At 63.9% G+C, this 17,227-nt stretch carries 18 protein-coding genes and 1 pseudogene; 14 read left to right on the top strand and 5 right to left on the bottom strand.

What is annotated here, in order from left to right:
- Nucleotides 1–32 precede the first annotated feature (32 nt).
- The 3 genes from NKI46_RS20890 to rpsI all read left to right on the top strand — a co-directional run bounded on the left by NKI46_RS20890 (nt 33) and on the right by rpsI (nt 1,662).
- The gene (locus NKI46_RS20890) at nt 33–497 is read left to right on the top strand and encodes a PaaI family thioesterase (protein WP_023831021.1); all 465 of its coding nucleotides are present in this window, start codon (nt 33–35) and stop codon (nt 495–497) included.
- A gap of 216 nt (nt 498–713) precedes the next feature.
- The gene (gene rplM, locus NKI46_RS20885) at nt 714–1,178 is read left to right on the top strand and encodes a 50S ribosomal protein L13 (protein WP_023669409.1); all 465 of its coding nucleotides are present in this window, start codon (nt 714–716) and stop codon (nt 1,176–1,178) included.
- Nucleotide 1,179: 1 nt separating this feature from the next.
- Nucleotides 1,180–1,662: a 30S ribosomal protein S9 gene (rpsI, locus tag NKI46_RS20880; protein WP_023669408.1), complete on the top strand. Its 483-nt coding sequence runs from the start codon at nt 1,180–1,182 to the stop codon at nt 1,660–1,662.
- 267 nt (nt 1,663–1,929) lie between these two features.
- Here rpsI and NKI46_RS20875 read toward each other — a convergent pair whose 3' ends face one another.
- Nucleotides 1,930–2,829, bottom strand: coding sequence for a LysR family transcriptional regulator (locus NKI46_RS20875; protein WP_023693291.1), 900 nt, complete (start codon nt 2,827–2,829; stop codon nt 1,930–1,932).
- Nucleotides 2,830–2,920: 91 nt separating this feature from the next.
- Between NKI46_RS20875 and NKI46_RS20870 the strand changes: the two genes are divergently transcribed.
- Entirely contained in the window at nt 2,921–3,793 is an 873-nt protein-coding gene (locus NKI46_RS20870; RefSeq protein ID WP_352747733.1) for an aldo/keto reductase family oxidoreductase, read from the top strand.
- A gap of 200 nt (nt 3,794–3,993) precedes the next feature.
- On the opposite strand, the pseudogene NKI46_RS20865 reads toward NKI46_RS20870, so the two are convergent.
- A pseudogene (locus NKI46_RS20865) lies at nt 3,994–4,213 on the bottom strand (glycerophosphodiester phosphodiesterase family protein); the annotation flags it as partial.
- Nucleotides 4,214–4,311: 98 nt separating this feature from the next.
- Between NKI46_RS20865 and speB the strand changes: the two are divergent.
- The 3 genes from speB (at nt 4,312) to NKI46_RS20850 (ending at nt 7,170) form a co-directional block, all read left to right on the top strand.
- The gene (gene speB, locus NKI46_RS20860) at nt 4,312–5,313 is read left to right on the top strand and encodes an agmatinase (RefSeq protein ID WP_023669405.1); all 1,002 of its coding nucleotides are present in this window, start codon (nt 4,312–4,314) and stop codon (nt 5,311–5,313) included.
- 29 nt (nt 5,314–5,342) lie between these two features.
- Complete coding sequence (gene argC / locus NKI46_RS20855; RefSeq protein WP_023752924.1) at nt 5,343–6,269, top strand: N-acetyl-gamma-glutamyl-phosphate reductase; 927 nt, start codon at nt 5,343–5,345, stop codon at nt 6,267–6,269.
- 61 nt (nt 6,270–6,330) lie between these two features.
- Nucleotides 6,331–7,170, top strand: coding sequence for an aminoglycoside phosphotransferase family protein (locus NKI46_RS20850; protein ID WP_023752923.1), 840 nt, complete (start codon nt 6,331–6,333; stop codon nt 7,168–7,170).
- Between the two features lie 53 nt (nt 7,171–7,223).
- Here NKI46_RS20850 and NKI46_RS20845 read toward each other — a convergent pair whose 3' ends face one another.
- Entirely contained in the window at nt 7,224–8,348 is a 1,125-nt protein-coding gene (locus NKI46_RS20845; RefSeq protein ID WP_023815642.1) for a COX15/CtaA family protein, read from the bottom strand.
- Nucleotides 8,349–8,499: 151 nt separating this feature from the next.
- Between NKI46_RS20845 and NKI46_RS20840 the strand changes: the two genes are divergently transcribed.
- Complete coding sequence (locus NKI46_RS20840; protein WP_023669401.1) at nt 8,500–8,715, top strand: DUF2842 domain-containing protein; 216 nt, start codon at nt 8,500–8,502, stop codon at nt 8,713–8,715.
- Nucleotides 8,716–8,730: 15 nt separating this feature from the next.
- Here the strand turns inward: NKI46_RS20840 and NKI46_RS20835 are convergent, their stop codons facing one another.
- The gene (locus NKI46_RS20835) at nt 8,731–9,789 is read right to left on the bottom strand and encodes a polysaccharide deacetylase family protein (RefSeq protein WP_023682321.1); all 1,059 of its coding nucleotides are present in this window, start codon (nt 9,787–9,789) and stop codon (nt 8,731–8,733) included.
- Between the two features lie 91 nt (nt 9,790–9,880).
- Here NKI46_RS20835 and NKI46_RS20830 point away from each other — a divergent pair, with 91 nt between their 5' ends.
- Nucleotides 9,881–11,110, top strand: a complete 1,230-nt coding sequence (locus NKI46_RS20830) for a GNAT family N-acetyltransferase (protein WP_023682322.1) — start codon at nt 9,881–9,883, stop codon at nt 11,108–11,110.
- Nucleotides 11,111–11,113: 3 nt separating this feature from the next.
- Here NKI46_RS20830 and NKI46_RS20825 read toward each other — a convergent pair whose 3' ends face one another.
- A complete protein-coding gene (locus NKI46_RS20825; protein WP_023669398.1) occupies nt 11,114–11,824 on the bottom strand; it encodes a GntR family transcriptional regulator in 711 nt (236 codons plus the stop codon).
- A 263-nt stretch (nt 11,825–12,087) separates the two neighbouring features.
- Here NKI46_RS20825 and NKI46_RS20820 point away from each other — a divergent pair, with 263 nt between their 5' ends.
- From NKI46_RS20820 to NKI46_RS20800, 5 genes are all read left to right on the top strand, one after another.
- Nucleotides 12,088–13,188 (top strand): ABC transporter ATP-binding protein, encoded by a 1,101-nt coding sequence (locus NKI46_RS20820; protein WP_023752918.1) that lies wholly within the window; start codon nt 12,088–12,090, stop codon nt 13,186–13,188.
- A gap of 28 nt (nt 13,189–13,216) precedes the next feature.
- On the top strand, nt 13,217–14,506 hold the full coding sequence (locus NKI46_RS20815) for an ABC transporter substrate-binding protein (RefSeq protein ID WP_023715413.1): 1,290 nt from the start codon (nt 13,217–13,219) through the stop codon (nt 14,504–14,506).
- 237 nt (nt 14,507–14,743) lie between these two features.
- Nucleotides 14,744–15,655: an ABC transporter permease gene (locus NKI46_RS20810; RefSeq protein ID WP_023705046.1), complete on the top strand. Its 912-nt coding sequence runs from the start codon at nt 14,744–14,746 to the stop codon at nt 15,653–15,655.
- A 1-nt stretch (nt 15,656) separates the two neighbouring features.
- Nucleotides 15,657–16,475, top strand: a complete 819-nt coding sequence (locus tag NKI46_RS20805) for an ABC transporter permease (RefSeq protein ID WP_352747726.1) — start codon at nt 15,657–15,659, stop codon at nt 16,473–16,475.
- A gap of 2 nt (nt 16,476–16,477) precedes the next feature.
- On the top strand, nt 16,478–17,224 hold the full coding sequence (locus NKI46_RS20800) for an aspartate/glutamate racemase family protein (protein WP_023715411.1): 747 nt from the start codon (nt 16,478–16,480) through the stop codon (nt 17,222–17,224).
- The last annotated feature ends 3 nt before the right edge of the window (nt 17,225–17,227 follow it).

Genomic DNA, 17,227 nt, shown 5'->3' with positions numbered 1-17,227 from the left:
CATACAGGCCCGGCATAGAACGAGAGACCGACATGCCCGCCCAGGACAATCTCAAGCCGGTGCTGACGGCGGCTGAAGTCAATGCGCTGATGGCCAGCGTCTACCCGCAGCTCAACGACGAGTTCACGTCGTATGAGGCGCTCGATGTGTTTCCGGGCGGCTGCACGGTGCGGCTCAATGCCGACGAGCGGCATTTGCGGCCCGGCGGCACGGTGTCCGGGCCCTCGCTGTTCACGCTGGCCGACATTGGCGGCTATGTCTGCGTGCTCAGCCACGCAGGACCGGATGCGCTTTCGGTTACGGTCAACCTCAACATCAATTTCGTCCGCAAGGCCGAAGCCGGCCCGATCGACGGCCATTGCCGCATCCTGAAGCTGGGCAAGAGCCTGATGGTGTTCGATATCGACATCGTCGCCGGACCGAAGGGACACACGGTAGCGCATGCGACCGGCACCTATTCGATCCCGCCGAAGCGCGCCGCCGATGTGGTAAAATAATACCTTTTGATCAAACCTTTGTTTTTATTACACTTTACGAGCAGACGTGCTTTTCCCGCGCCTTGACGTGCACCACCCCCTCGCCTATAAGCCGTCACGAAGCAGCGGCCCGCAAAGGCCGCCGTTTTGTTATTGGCGGCGGGCAAGTGCCTTGTCGCCAATCCAAGCAACAAGAAACGCCTTCTTCGGAAGGTCAAAATCGAAAGCAGAAAATCCATGGCAACCTTTTCGCAGAAGCCTGCGGATGTGGTGAAGAAGTGGGTGCTGATCGACGCCGAGGGTCTCGTCGTCGGCCGTCTCGCCACTGTCATCGCCAATCATCTTCGCGGCAAGCACAAGCCCACCTTCACCCCGCATGTCGACGACGGCGATAACGTCATTGTCATCAATGCCGACAAGGTGGTGTTCACCGGCAAGAAGTTCACCGACAAGGTCTATTACTGGCACACCGGTCACCCCGGCGGCATCAAGGAGCGCACCGCGCGCCAGCTGCTCGAGGGCCGTTTCCCCGAGCGTGTCGTCGAGAAGGCCGTCGAACGCATGATCCCGCGCGGGCCGCTCGGCCGTCGTCAGATGAAGAACCTCCGCGTCTATGCAGGCACGGAACATCCGCATGTCGCCCAGCAGCCCGTCACCCTCGACGTCGGCGCGCTGAACGCCAAGAACAAGAAGGTTGCATAAGATGGCTGAGCTTTCCTCGCTCGCAGAATTGGGCGCCGCCACCGGCAACACCAACACCCAGCCGGCAGCACCCGTCCATGTCCAGAAGCTCGACAAGTCGGGCCGCGCCTATGCCACCGGCAAGCGCAAGAACGCCATCGCCCGCGTCTGGGTGAAGCCGGGTTCGGGCAAGATCGTCGTCAACGACAAGGAATTCGCGACCTATTTCGCGCGTCCGGTCCTGCAGATGATCCTCAACCAGCCGATCATCGCTTCCAACCGCGCCGGCCAGTACGACATCGTCGCCACCGTCATCGGCGGCGGCCTGTCCGGCCAGGCCGGTGCCGTTCGTCACGGCATCTCCAAGGCGCTGACCTACTATGAGCCGGCACTGCGCGCCGTGCTCAAGAAGGGCGGCTTCCTGACCCGCGACAGCCGCGTCGTCGAGCGCAAGAAGTACGGCAAGGCGAAGGCCCGTCGTTCCTTCCAGTTCTCGAAGCGCTAAGCGCTGCGACGTTCCAGACATCGAAAGGCCGCCTCCGGGCGGCCTTTTCTTTTGGGTCTCGGCAGTCACCCCACCCGGCGCTGCGCGCCGACCTCCCCATCGAGGGGAGGTAGGAGGTCGCGGCAGTTTTGCCGCCCGGACAATCCACGATGGTCCAGCGGCTAGCAAACCAGTTCGACCATAAAAACGCGGCACCCTACCTCCCCTCGATGGGGAGGTCGGCGCGAAGCGCCGGGTGGGGTGATGGCGCCGGCCTCGGTTCAAGTCTCAGAACTTGCCGGCCTTGATGTAATCGATAAACGCCCGTAGCGGCGCTGGAACCAGACGCCGTCCGGGATAGTACAGAAATGGTCCGGGAAAACTCTGCCACCACGGTTCGAGCACGGGCTCCAGGGCGCCGCTTTCGAAGTGAGGGCGAAGCCAGCCCTCGAAGAGAGCGACGATGCCGCTGCCGGCAATGGCCGCATGGACGGCAAGATCGCTCGCCCCGCCGATCCGCACGATCAACGGCCCCGTCGTGTCGACACGCACCACCTCGCCGTCGCGCTCGAATTCCCACGGCAGCATCGCACCGCTGGCAAAACGACCGCGCAGACAAGCATGGCCAAGCAGGTCGCTCGGGTGCTGCGGCCGCCCATGGCGCTCGAGATAGGCGGGGCTGGCGCCAGTGGCGAAGCGCTGGACGCGCGGTCCGATCGGCACCGCGATCATGTCCTGCTCCAGTCGCTCGTCATAGCGGATGCCGGCGTCGCAGCCCGCCGCCAGCACGTCGACGAAGTTCTCATCGGCGATGACCTCCAGCCGAATGCCGGGATAGGCGGCGAGGAAGCCCGGAACGATGTCGGGCAATATCAGCCGCGCGGCGCTGACCGGGACGTTGAGGCGCAGCGAACCAGCCGGCCTGTCGCGAAAGCCATTGACCACGTCGAGGGCCGCCTCCACCTCCGACAGCGCCGGGCCAAGCCGTCCGAGCAGGCTGAGACCTGCGTCGGTCGGAACGACGCTGCGTGTCGTGCGGTTGAACAGCCTGACGCCGAGCTGCGTCTCCAGGCGGCGCACCGCTTCGCTCAGGCCCGACGCGCTGCCGCCGCCGGCGCGAGCCCCTTCGCGAAAGCCGCCGGCACGCGCCACCGTCACGAAAGCGTTCAGGTCGCCAAGGTCCATCATTGTTCGCCATTCCGCACAAGCTGTACGGATTGTACCTTATTATCCCGAGGTTGAGCAGCGTCTATCTTCGCCTCCTCAAAGGAGACCGACCATGTCCACCATCCAAAAATCCGGCACATTCACCCTCGGCAGCCACACCGTGAAACGGCTCGGCTACGGCGCCATGCAACTTGCCGGCCCGCACGTTTTCGGTCCGCCGAAGAATCATGACGCGGCCATTGCAGTGCTGCGCGAAGCGGTGGCCTCCGGGGTCAACCACATCGACACCAGCGACTATTATGGCCCGCATGTCACCAACCAGCTGATCCGCGAAGCGCTGGCGCCCTATCCGCAAGACCTCGTCATCGTCACAAAGATCGGGGCGCGGCGCGGCAGCGACGGCTCATGGCTGCCTGCCTATTCCGCCAAGGAACTTGAGCAGGCCGTGCACGATAATCTCAGGAATCTCGGTCTTGAGGTGCTGGATGTCGTCAATCTGCGCATCATGTTCGGGGTGATGGGTCCCGCCGAGGGCTCGATCGAGACGCAGTTGACGGCGCTTGCCGAACTGCAGCGGAAGGGCCTGGTGCGCCATATCGGCCTGAGCAACGTCACCCCTGCGCAGGTCGAGGAAGGCCGTGGGATCGCCGAGATCGTCTGCGTGCAGAACCAGTACAATCTGGCGCATCGCGACGACGACGCGTTGATCGATGAACTGGCGCGCGCCGGCATCGCCTACACGCCGTTCTTCCCGCTCGGCGGCTTCAGCCCGCTGCAGTCGTCGACCTTGTCGGATGTGGCCACGCGGCTCGGCGCCACACCCTTGCAGGTTGCGCTCGCCTGGCTGCTGCGCCGCTCGCCGAACATCCTGCTGATCCCGGGGACGTCGTCGATCGGGCATTTGAGAGAGAACCTGGCGGCGGCGGAACTGGAGCTGTCGGCCGATGTGCTAAGGGAATTGGATGGGGTGGCGAAAGCGGCGTGAAGATTTTGCGGGCGGCGCTGTCACCCCACCCGCGCCTTCGGCGCGACCTCCCCATCGAGGGGAGGTAGGAGGTCGCGGCAGCTTTGCATGCCTCGCAATCGCTACGACTGTCGGAATCTAAAGCGCCAACGCCCTACCTCCCCTCGATGGGGAGGTCGGCGCGCAGCGCCGGGTGGGGTGATGGCGCCGACGTACGATTTCTAATTGATACTCGCCGTATTCGCGGCTCGGCCGGCTTCGCCTCATCCACATAAGGCACCCTAAACCCGTTGGCCCCCAGCCAGCCAATGGCAGCCTTCGGTTCGTCGGTCTGGATGATGGTGGCGCCGCGTTCGGCCCAGAAACCGTGGTCTCGGCCGGCATGCCGGCCCGCACCGCCAGTTCATCGCCGCGGCCGCCGGAGAGGATGCCGCCGGGCCTTGCACCTTGGCGATACAAGTCCTTCGCCAAGCTGTGACTGGCATCTTGCGTGCCGGTTCTGTAGTTGTGGCAGCCCGATGAACAAAGAAGGACCCGTAATGGCGAACCAGACCATCGATAACGCCTTCACCGCCCGCTCCAAGACGGGGCCTTCCTTCGAGCCGACCTATGCCGGCGCGCTGTCGTTCATGCGGCGCAAATACACCAAGGATGCAAAGGGCGCGGACGCCGTCGTGTGGGGCATTCCGTTCGATGCCGCCGTCACCAACCGGCCGGGCGCGCGCTTTGGGCCGCAGGCGATCCGCCGCGCCTCGGCGATCCTCGACAACGACCCGCAATATCCGTTCTCGCGCGACCTGTTCGAGCATCTCGCCGTCATCGACTATGGCGATTGCCTGCTCGATTCGGGCAATCACCAGAAGACGCCAGGCACGATCGAGCGCGAGGCGGCGAAAATCCTGAAATCGGGCGCCTTCCTGTTGTCGCTCGGCGGCGACCATTTCGTCACCTGGCCGCTGCTCAAGGCACATGCCGCCATCCACGGGCCGCTGGCGCTGGTGCAGTTCGATGCGCACCAGGACACCTGGCCTGACGATGGCAAGCGCATCGACCATGGTTCGTTCGTCGGCCGCGCCGTCAATGAAGGCATCATCGACCCTGACCGCTCGATCCAGATCGGCATCCGCACGCATGCCCCCGATACGTTCGGCATCAAGATCCTTTACGGTCACGAGATCGAGGAGATGCGGGCTTCCGACATCGCCTATGCGATCGTCGACCGCACCGGCGGCAGGAAGACCTATCTCACCTTCGACATCGACTGCCTCGACCCGGCCTTTGCGCCCGGCACCGGCACGCCGGTTGCCGGCGGACCGTCCTCGGCGAAAATCCTGTCGACGCTGCGCCAGCTCGGCCAGGTCGATATTGTCGGCGCCGACGTCGTCGAGGTTGCGCCGGCCTATGATCACGCCGATATAACGGCGATCGCCGGCTCGATGGTGGCCATGCACTATCTCGGCCTGGTGGCCGAGCGAAAAGCGCGGGCGGAAGAGCTGAACAGCGGCAACCATGGCGCGGCAAACCATGGCCAGGGCATATAGGCCTGAATTAGCAGGGAATTGACGAGCACATGAAACCGAAAATCTTCATCGATGGCGAACACGGCACCACCGGCCTGCAGATCCGGGCGCTGCTGGCCGAGCGCGGCGACCTCGAGATCATCTCGATCCCGGCCGAGCGCCGCAAGGAAACGGCGGCGCGCGCCGAGTTCCTCAATGCAGCCGATGTCGCCATCCTGTGCCTGCCGGATACGGCTGCCAAGGAAAGCGTATCGCTGATTGCCAACGACACCACCAAGGTGATCGACGCCTCCACGGCGCATCGCGTCGCCGAGGGCTGGGAATATGGCTTTGCCGAGATGGAAAAGGGCCAGGCCAAGATCATCGCCAATGCAAAACGCGTCGCCAATCCCGGCTGCTGGCCGCAAGGACCGATCGCGACACTGCGGCCGCTGGTCGCCGCCGGCCTGCTGCCGGCGGATTTCCCGATCACCGTCAATGGCATTTCGGGCTATTCGGGCGGCGGCCGGCCGATGATCGAGGACTATGTCGCCAAGGGCGAGGATGCCTCTGAATTCCAGGTCTATGGGCTGACCCTGCAGCACAAGCATGTGCCGGAGCTGCGCACCTATGCGAAGCTGTCGCACGATCCGATCATGCAGCCGGCGGTCGGCAATTTCGCCCAAGGCATGATCACGGTGGTGCCGCTGCAGCTCGGCGGGCTTGACCATGTGCCGGCCGGCGCCGAACTGCACGCGGCAATCGCCGACCATTTTGCCGCCATCAAGGGCGGCGTGGTCGAGGTAGCTCCTTACGAGCACGTGGAGCGCCTGCCCGAGATCAATCCCGAGGTCTATAACGGCACCAATCGGATGAAGGTCTATGTCTTTGCCAATGACGACAGGGCGCAGGCGCTGCTGATTGCGGTCTATGACAATCTCGGAAAGGGCGCCTCGGGTGCTGCCGTTCAGAACATGGATCTGATGCTCGGCCTTTAATTCAGTTGGAGAGAGCATGTTGCCCGAAAACCGCTTAACACTTTTCGGCATCACGCTCTGAATGGACGCGCCTGCATTTCCAAAGCGCTGGAAGATCAGCGCGCCCGAGCTCATTGCGGAGACGTTTTCGAGCCGCATCTGGAAGGTGCGGCGTGAGGACGGCTCGCCGGCCATCGTCAAGGCGCTCAAACCATTCGACGATGTCGAGGACGAGTTGCGCGGCGAGCACTATCTCGCATGGCGGCGCGGCGAAGGCGCGGTGCGGCTGCTTGGCCGGGACGGCCACCGCATGCTGCTCGAATATGCCGGCGACACCCTGCTTTCCGACGTTCTGGCCAAGGAAGGCGACAACCCCGCGACCGCAATCGCGGCCGAGTTGATGGGGAGACTGTTCTCGCCCACAAGACACCCTGACCCGCCGGACCTGCAGCCGCTGCGGACACGGTTTGCCAGCCTGTTCAAAAAGGCCGGAGCCGATCGCGACGCCGGAGAGCACAGCCTCTATATCGAGGCCGCCGAAATCGCGGACCGGCTGCTCGATGCCCCGCATGCGGTCAAGCCGCTGCATGGCGACCTGCATCACGACAACATTTTGCACGGTGCGCGCGGCTGGCTGGCGATCGACCCGAAGGGCGTGCTCGGCGATCCCGGCTTCGACGCCGCCAATCTGTTCTACAACCCACTGGGGCGCGACGACCTCTGCCTCGATCCCGAGCGCATCGCGCATATGGCCGAGATCTTCGCCAGGACACTCGGCCAGACGCCGGCTGCCACTCTCGACCATGCCATCGCCTATGGCTGCCTGTCGGCCGCATGGCATCATGAGGACGAGAATGCGGTCGACGAGAACCGCGAGCTGTCGGTTGCGGGAGTGATCCGAAAGGTGCGGCTCAGCTTCTGACCGGCGCAGCCTCGCGCGTTAGACGTAGCGAGGCAGTTCGTTCGCGAAATAGATTATTGCGACGGCCAAGACACCGTAGACGATGTACCTGCGTTCATGGGCGGCCGCGTTGGCAGTGGATAGGCGCCCTTGTTGCCGCGCCAGTGGGCGGCGGCAAATCCCAGCAGGACAAGCGCGAAGGCCTGATGGGTCAGCGCCATGTGCAGCGGCACCTGCATCAGCAGCGTGCCGATGCCGATCGAGGCCTGGACCAGCACCAGCAGAAACAGCAGCGTCGCGCGGCGTGCGTGTGTCGTGCCTGGTAAACGCCGGCGTGTCGCGATCATGTGCCAGAGCGCGACGGCAAAGACCGTGTAGGCGCCCAGTCGGTGGACGAACTGCACCGTCTTCGGGTTCTCGAACAAGTTGCGCCAGGCCGGCTCGAGCAGAAGCAAATCTGACGGGATCACCTTGCCGTCCATCAGCGGCCAGGTGTTGTAGCTCAGGCCGGCGTCGAGCCCTGCGACCAGGCCGCCGAGATAGATCTGGACCAGCACCAGCAGCACGATGAAGCCGGCCAGCCTTTGTGTCGGCCGGTCGGCGGCAGGCTCCGAATGCGGCGCCAGCCCGCGCGCGACCACCATGGTGGCGGTGAAGATCAGGGCGGCAAGCGTCAAATGCGTGGCCAGGCGGTACTGGCTGACGGAGATCCGGTCGATCAGGCCGGAGGCCACCATCCACCAGCCGATGGCGCCTTGAAGGCCACCAAGCAGCAGAATACCGACCAGCTTTGGCCCAAGGCCGCGCTCGATGCGGCGCGTCGCCCACAAGACCAGCAGCGGCAGGCCGAAGACCAGGCCGACACTGCGCGCCAGGATACGGTGCGCCCACTCCCACCAGAAGATCGATTTGAAGGCGTCCAGGCTCATGCCCTTGTTGAGCTCGGCATATTGCGGAATCTTCTGGTAGAGCTGGAACTCCTCCTGCCACTCGGCGTCGTTGAGCGGCGGTATCACGCCGTGGATCGGCTTCCACTGCGTGATCGACAGGCCGGAATTGGTGAGCCTGGTGGCGCCGCCGACCAGCACCAGCGCAAACAGCACCAGAAGCACGACATAAAGCCAGCCGCGCAGCAGAGCCCGGTTTTGCAGATCGCGATCGCGGTCAATGTAAGGCGCGGCGGCTGATATGGCGGCCATGGGTTGGTCCCGGCAGGTTGACGTGGCGGATTGGTGAACCATCGCAACCCGGCTGACAAGACCGGACGGCGCGGCACGCCGTCGCGCCGCAAGTCACGGGTTGCACGCGCCCCCGGTTGGGCCTAAGCGGAGGCGATCAACGAGAACGCTCATGCCCATCCGCCTGAAAAAGCTGATCGGAACCTTCCTGCTGGTGGCGCTGGTCATCATCTATGCGCTGGTCGCGTCGATCATAGCGGTCGCGCAGCTGTCGCAATCCAGCCCGCTGGTGCATTTCCTGTTCTTCCTGTTCAGCGGCCTGTTCTGGGTGCTGCCTGCGATGGGCATCATCAAATGGCTGATCCTGGAGCCGCCGCCGAAAGGCTGAAGCGCCCGACCCAGGTCAGATGGTGACGACCATTTTGCCGGCATTGGCCAGCGGCGTCGTCACGCCCGACAACATGGTGCGGATATGGGCGACACTCTGGTAGCGGCCGTTGATCGAAATGCGCGGCAGCGCGTGCAGGAAGCCGGCATGTTCGGCGTGCAGCACGCCGTGGCGAGTGGTCACCGCCGAGGCGTAGCCGGCGTCGCGGGCAAAGCCCACTTCGCGGCAGCCGACAGCGCTGGCGTAACCATAGGGGTAAGCGAGATGACGGGGGTCTTCGCCGAGCTGCGCCTGCAGCTGGCGCCTGACGTCGACGATTTCATGGCGCGCATCGGCTTCGTCGAGCCGCTTCAGATTGCGGTGGTTGACCGTATGCGCGCCGATCGTCACCAGCCTGTGCCCGGCCACGGCGCGGATATCGTCCCAAGTCATTAGCGTGCTTGGGCGCAAGCCATCGAGGTCGATGCCGTTCGAGCGCGCCAGATCGCGCAGCACAGCGCGCTGATCCTCCTCGCGCACCTCGAGCGTCAGATAGGCATGCAGACGCGCATTGGCGTGGAGTTTCTTGCCGTGGGTCGAGCAGTCGATGGTCACCGGCCCCTTCGGCGTCGCCAGCGTCAAACGCTCCCGCGCGTTGACGATATCCTCGACCACGTCCCACCATAAATCGGCGCTGCCGTCGATCAGACCCGGCGCGACATAGATGGTGATCGGCGCGTCGTGCTTTTCCAGCACTGGCAGCGCTTCGGTCATGTTGTCGCGATAGGCGTCGTCGGCGGTGATGGTGGCGAACTGGCCGTCCTTGCCGCCGGCCTTGATGCGCTCGATCGCCTCGTCGAGGGTGACGAAGGCATAGCCCCTCGCCTTCATGTCGGCGACGAGAGCGTCGAGGAATCGCGGGGCGATGTTGAGGTGGCGGTTGACGCCGTCCGGCTTCTCCGGCGTGGCGGTGACCCGATGCAACATGAGGATTGCGCCAATGCCGCCGACGAACGGCTTGGCCAGCGGTGCAAGGCCGGTAAAGCGGGCGATATTAAGCGCCAGTTTCCGAACTGCCTCACCACCGTCGATCATTCATTCACCTTTTGCGCCTAGGCTCGATCCAAGCACGGAACGCGCCGACGCGAACTCCTGATCGCGACGAATACGCCTTAAGGATTGAGGTATGGTTGACGCCACCGCGTCATTTGACGGCAATCGGCTCGCCGCAAGCAAGGCGTCTGCGCGTGCGCCGGCTGCCGACCAGACCAGTCTGTCGGTGTCGATCGCAGATGCTGCCGCGCTCGCCTCTTACGGCGAATTCTGCCGTTCGGCGCTGTTTGCGCCGGCGCAAAGCGCGGCCTGGGTTCATGCCTGGACGGCGCAGGCCAATCCCGATGCGGTCGTCGCCACGCTGACAATCGAGGACAGGCCGGTCTTTGCACTGGCACTGGAAATCACGCGAACTGGTCCATTCCGCGTCGCCCGCTTCATGGGCGGGCGCCATGCCAACGGCAATTTCGCCGCCGCCGATCCGGCATGGCTGGCAAAGGCCGATGCCGGGGGGATCCGCAGGCTGGTGACGGCGATCGGCAAGGCGCGCCCCGACATCGATCTCGTTGCCTTGGAAAGGCTGCTCCCCGACCTCGATGGCGTTGCCAATCCGCTGGCGGCGTTCTCCAACTTTCCGAGCCCAAACCTGTCGCTCGCCGTCAATCTCGACGGTGGTTTCGATGTGCTGCTGTCGCGTGTGGGCGGCAAGCGCAAGCGCAAGAAGCACCGTTCGCAGACACGCAAGTTCGAGGCGGTCGGCGTTCATCGCCGCATCGAGGCGCAGACACCGGAAGACGTGAACCGGCTGCTCGACGCTTTCTTCGAGATGAAGGAGTTCCGCTTCGCCAAGATGGGCATCGCCAATGTCTTCGGCGAGCCGGAGGTGCGGGCTTTCTTCCGTGCCCTCTTCGCCGGCGCGCTGGCCGAGGAGAAACCGGCCTTTGTGCTGCATGGGCTCGAAGTGGCCGGCAAGCTGCGCGCAATCACCGGCTCGAGCCGCTCGGGCAAACGCCTGATCTGCGAATTCGGCGCCATCGCCGAGGACGATCTCGGCCACACCAGCCCCGGCGATTTCCTTTTCTTCGACATCATCGAGGAAGCCTGCCAAACAGGCTTCGATGTCTATGATTTCTCGGTCGGCGACGAGCCCTACAAGCGGCTCTGGTGCGATATCGAGACCCAGCATTTCGAGGTGCTGGCGCCCCTGACGCTGAAGGGACGCGCCCTGGCGTCGGCGCTGCGGCAGGGCGCACGGGCGAAAGCCTTCATCAAGAACAACCCGACGGTCTGGAAACTGACCAAGATGCTGCGCCGCAAGGCCGCCGGACAGGCAGCGCCCGCTCCCACGGACGACGAAAACTAGCGTTCAGAAATTCAGCGCTTCGCGGAGCGCCGGGCCGGCCCTGACCCGCAGGTCGAGATCCGCCTCGATGTGGTCGATATGGTGCAGCATCAGCCGGCTCACCAACCCGCAATCGCCGCTCTCCAGCGCGCCGACCATTTCCGTGTGCTCACTGTGCCCGCAGGCCGACACCCCGGATCGTCCGTAAAGGGCGATCACCAGCGACGAACGCGCCACCAGCTCCTCCATGAAGCGCTGCAGGATGGCATTGCCGGCGACGGAGGCGAGCAGCAGATGGAAATCGCCCGACGCCTTGATTTCGGAGCGCCGCGCGGTTGGGCCGCGCTCGGCGATGAAGCGGCCTTCCTCGTCGAGCTGCGCGCGGAACGCAGCGATATCGGTGGCTGTGACCCGCCCACAGGCGGCAATGGCTATGCCCGGCTCGATCAGCCGGCGCGATGCGAACACCTGGCGCGCTTCCTCGGGCGAAGGGTTGGCGACGAAGGCGCCACGGTTGCGCTCGGTACGCACCAGCCCCTCGAAGGACAGCATCTGCAGCGCCGCGCGCGCGACGGTGCGCGAGACGTCGAACAGCGTGCCGACCTCGCCTTCCGACAGCTTGGTGCCGGGCGTCAGCCGACGGTCGACGATGGCGTCCCGCAGATTGTCGCGAATCGCCTGGGCGCGATCCTGGTTGGCGCTGTCGGCGGAATGGATCTGATCGGCAATGTTCATGGCGATGATGGTTCCCAGCCTCTTCTAGCGCAACTCGTCGCCTGCGCACGAGAGGCAAAGTGGACACGAAGCCAAAAAGATTGCATACGATTCTTGTGCAGATCGCGCACAATCGCCCATAATTTGTGCAATGCACAAGATAGCCTACCGGCTAGGCAGTGGGCAAGAACCCCGATTTTTCTGTCGATTCAAACGCTTGGGCCGGTTGCCGCCGATTGGCACGCATAATGCATTGGGTAATGCGACCAAACGGGGAAGCCTGAATGTCCAAAGCCGCCGAGATCGACATCGTGTCCGTTTCGAAAGTGTACGGAACGACGACTGCCGTCGAGGCCATCAGCCTGAAAATACCGGCAGGCACCTATTGCTGCTTGCTTGGCCCCTCCGGCTGCGGCAAGACCTCGACGCTGCGCATGATCGCCGGCCACGAAAGCATTTCGTCGGGCGATGTCCGCCTCGGCAACATTGTCGTCACCGACCTGCCGCCGGCAAAGCGTGGCACGGCGATGATGTTCCAGTCCTATGCGCTGTTTCCGCATCTCGACCTTGTCGACAATGTCGCCTTCAGCCTGAAGATGAAGGGCGTCGACAAGGAGCAGCGCCGTGCCAAGGCGCTCGACATGCTCAAGCTGATGCAGATGGAGGCCTATGCGACGCGCCGGCCGGCGCAGCTTTCCGGTGGCCAGCAGCAGCGTGTTGCACTCGCCCGCGCTCTGATCACCGATCCCGAGGCGCTGCTGCTCGACGAGCCGCTGTCGGCACTCGACCCGTTCCTGAAGATACGCATGCGCGCCGAGCTGAAGAAATTGCAGACCTCGCTCGGCATCACCTTTGTCCACGTCACCCACAGTCAGGAGGAGGCCATGGCATTGGCGGACCTGATCGTGGTGATGAATGACGGCCGCATCGAACAGGCTGCGCCGCCACGAGATGTGTTCGAAAGGCCGGCCACCGCCTTCGTCGCGCGCTTCATGGGCGACCACAATGTCATCTCCGGCCGGGTCACCGGCGCGCGCGACGGCATGGTCGTCTTCGACGTCAATGGTGGCGCCTCGCTCGCCGCCCGCGGGCAAGGCCGGGAGGCGGGCCAGGAGGTGGGCACGCCGATCGACATCGCCATCCGCACCGACCATGTGCGCATCGGCGAAGCACCCTCTCCCGGCCTCGGCTTCACCGGCATCGTCTCCAACATCGAGTATCGCGGCGCCACGGTGAAGCTGTCGGTCACCGATGCCGGCATCGACGATTTCACGGTCATCATCGACGATTCCGACTTCTTCGCCAAACCCGTCGCCCTTGGCGGCGCCGTACCGCTCGCCTGGGATTCCGAGGACGCCATCGTCCTCGGGCGCCTTCATTCATGAGTTCGCAAAACAAAACAGGGGAATAGGAATGACAAAAACAGTAGAAACAAAGACCGGAATTTCGCGCCGTTCGTTGCTCAAGACAGGTGCGGCCGCCGTCGGCCTCGCCGCAGGCTCGGGCGCCATTACAGGCTTCCCGACCATCTGGGCGCAGTCCAACATCACGCTGCGCCAGTTCGGCACCGGCGTGTCGAACCTGAACGCGATCGCCGACAAGTGCAAGGCCGACCTCGGCATCACGCTGGAAATGACGGCGACCGATTCGGACGCGGCCGCCCAGCGCGCCGTGACCCAGCCCGACAGCTATGACATCGCCGACATCGAATACTGGATCTGCAAGAAGGTGTTCCCGAGCGGCGTGCTGCAGCCGATGGATGTCAGTAAGCTGAAATACTACGACGAGCTGGTGCCGTTGTTCAAAACCGGCAAGCTGACGCCCGACAGCATCATTGCCCAGGGCACCGCGCCGCACACGGTCGGCTATGTCGAAGCGCAGGACTCAAAGACCTTCGCCAAGGCGCCGACCAAGTGGTTCACCATGGTGCCGACGATCTACAACGCCGATACGCTAGGCATCCGGCCCGACCTCGTCGGCCGCGACATCACCACCTGGGCCGACATCATGGACCCGGCCTTCAAGGGCAAGACCGCGATCCTCAACATCCCGTCCATCGGTATCATGGATGCGGCCATGATCATGGAGGCCACAGGCAGCATCAAATATGCCGACAAGGGCAACATGACCAAGGAAGAGATCGACAAGACGATCGACTTCCTCATCAAGGCCAAGCAGGCCGGCCAGTTCCGCGCCTTCTGGAAGTCGTTCGACGAGAGCGTCAACCTGATGGCATCGGGCGAAGTGGTCATCCAGTCGATGTGGTCGCCGGCCGTCGCCGCCGTCCGCTCCAAAGGCATCGCCTGCCGCTTCCAGCCGCTCAAGGAGGGCTACCGCTCATGGGGCGGCGGCCTTGGCCTTGCCGCCCATCTCAAGGGCGCCGAACTCGACGCGGCCTACGAATACATCAACTGGTATACGTCGGGCTGGGTCGGCGGCTATCTCAACCGCCAGGGCTACTATTCCGCCAATATGGTCTCGGCCAAGAAGTTCATGTCCGACGACGAATGGGGCTACTGGATCGAAGGCAAGCCGGCCAAGGGCGAGATCAAGGCGCCGGACGGCACCGTCATGGAAAAGGCCGGCGCCGTGCGCGACGGCGGCTCGTTCGAAGAGCGCATGGGCAAGGTCGCCTGCTGGAACTCGGTCATGGACGAGGACCGCTACATGGTGAAGCGCTGGAACGAGTTCATCGCGGCGTAGAGCGGACGCGTTCACTGTGATGTTGCGATCCTTCGCGCCCCCCTCTGTCCTGCCGGACATCTCCCCCACTTGGGGGGAGATTGGCAGCGTCATGGCCGGCTCTTCGTTAGCAACGTTGGAGTTTGGCGAAGGCCGTTATGAGAGTTCGATCTCCCCCCTCGTGGGGGAGATGTCCGGCAGGACAGAGGGGGGCGCGAAGGATCGCAAGTCATCGCGATCACGCGGAGGATTTTCCCAATGACAGTCGCGCTCGAACGCCCCGCCATCGCAGCAGCCAAGCCCGCCAGACGCCGGCGCTTCTCCATCAGTGCCGTCACGCCCTACCTCCAATCGGCGCCGCTGGCGCTCATCCTCGGTGCGTTCCTGCTCTTGCCAATCATCATGATCGTCGTCGTCTCCTTCTGGGATTATGACTTCGCCGCCATGTATCCGGATTTCCTGACGACGAACTATTTCGACGTGCTGGGATCATGGGTCACCTGGAAGACCTATCTCAACACCATCAAATTCGCTGCCATCGTCTGGGCCCTGACCTTGTTCATCGGCTTCTGGGTGGCCTATTTCCTCGCCTTCCATATCCGCACCACCGCCATGCAGATGGTGCTGTTCCTTGTCTGCACGGTGCCGTTCCTGACCTCCAACATCATCCGCATGATCTCGTGGATCCCGGTGCTTGGCCGCAACGGGTTGATCAACTCGGCGCTGGTGCAGTTGGGGCTGGTGCCAAAACCCATCGAATGGCTGCTCTATTCGGAATTCGCCGTGGTGCTGGCCATGGTGCATCTCTACACGCTGTTCATGGTAACGCCGATCTTCAACACGTTGATGCGCATCGACCGCTCGCTGGTCGAGGCCGCGCGCGATGCCGGCGCGTCCGGCTGGCAGGTCTTGTGGAACGTCGTCATCCCGCTGGCCAAGCCCGGCATGGCGATCGGCACCATCTTCGTCGTCACGCTGGTGATGGCCGATTTCTCCACTGTGCAGGTGATGTCGGGCGGCCAGAGCGCGTCGGTCGCACTGATGATGAAGAACCAGATGTCGCTGCTGCAGTATCCCGCAGCCGCCGCCAATGCCGTAGTGTTGCTGGTGTTGGTACTGTTGATGGTCGCGGGCATCCTGCGCATCGTCGACATCCGCAAGGAGCTTTGAGGTGAGCCACGAAAAACGCACCCTCGAATTCTATGTGCTTGCGGTCTTCTTCACTCTGTTCGTGCTGTTCCTCTACGGCCCGCTGTCGGCGATCCTGATCCTTTCTTTCCAAGGCGAGACCGGCGGCCTCACCTTCCCGCTCAATGGCGTGTCGCTGCACTGGTTCGCCAATCTGTTCGAGCGCCAGGCGGTCGGCGATTTCGGCGGCAGCTTCAAGCGCTCGCTCGTGCTCGGCCTTATGGTGATGATCGTCACCGTCGTCGTGGCGCTGCTGGCAGGGCTCGCTTTCCGGCAAAAATTTCGTGGCGCCACCGCTTTGTTCTACCTGGCGGTCGCCAGCCTCGTAGTACCCTCGATCATCATTTCGCTCGGCGTCGGCGTCGTCTTCCAGCAGGTCGGCTTCCGCCCAGCCTGGTACACATCGGCCTTCGGCGCGCACCTGACCTGGACCTTGCCCTTCGGCGTGCTCATCATGTTCGCCGTCTTCAACCGCTTCTCGCCCGCCTATGAGGAAGCCGCGCGTGACCTGGGCGCCAACTCCTGGCAGACCTTCGCCCATGTCGTGCTGCCGATGATCGCGCCGAGCCTGATCGGCGTCGGCCTGTTCGGCTTCACGCTGTCCTATGACGAGTTCGCCCGCACGCTGATGACGTCGGGCACCTTCAACACGCTGCCGCTCGAGATCTACGGCATGACCACCAATGTCACGACGCCGGTGCTCTACGCGCTGGGCACGGTGACCACCGTGTTCTCCTTCCTGGTGATCCTGGCCACACTGGGCGCCATCCTCTATGTTGGCCGCAGGCGGGCCAGGGTTTGATTGTGCAGATACTGGTGGTGAACCCCAACACGACGGCGAGCATGACCGAGACGATCGCGGCGGCGGCGCGCGGCGTTGCCGGCGCCGGGACCGAGGTGATCGCGGTCACCTCCTCGATGGGCCCGACCTCGATCGAGGGCTATTATGACGAGGCATTGGCCGTGCCCGGCCTTTTGATGGAGATCGCCGCCGGCGAACGTGCCGGGGCTCAGGCCGCCATCATCGCCTGCTTCGACGATACCGGCCTGGATGCGGCACGCGCCATGGCCTCCATTCCGGTCATCGGCATCTGCGAGGCCGCACTCGGTGTCGCCTCCTACATTGCCCAGCGATTCACAGTGGTGACGACCACCGAACGCTCGCGTGTCCCTGTCGAGGGGCTGGTGCAGCGCTATGGCATGGCCGGGCGTGCCCGCGTGCGCGCCGCCGACATTCCCGTACTCTCGCTTGAAGACGCTGCTTCCGGCGCTGTCGAGAAACTGCGCGCCGAGATCGCCCGCGCCATAGCGGAAGACCGCGCCGAGGCCATCGTGCTCGGCTGCGCCGGCATGGCCGACCTGGCACACCGGTTGCAGCAAGAGTTCGACCTGCCCGTCATCGACGGCGTCGGCGCCGCCCTCAAACAGGCCGAGGCGCTGATCGCATTGGGCCTGTCGACCTCGAAGCGCGGCTCCTATGCCAGTCCGCTGGCCAAGCCCTATCGCGGCGTGCTGAAATCCTTCTCGCCGGGGGTGGTCGCCGCGGAGTGAACG

The organism is Mesorhizobium sp. M0615 (assembly GCF_040320805.1).
GTDB lineage: Bacteria > Pseudomonadota > Alphaproteobacteria > Rhizobiales > Rhizobiaceae > Mesorhizobium.
This window is presented reverse-complemented; position numbering and strand designations above follow the sequence as displayed.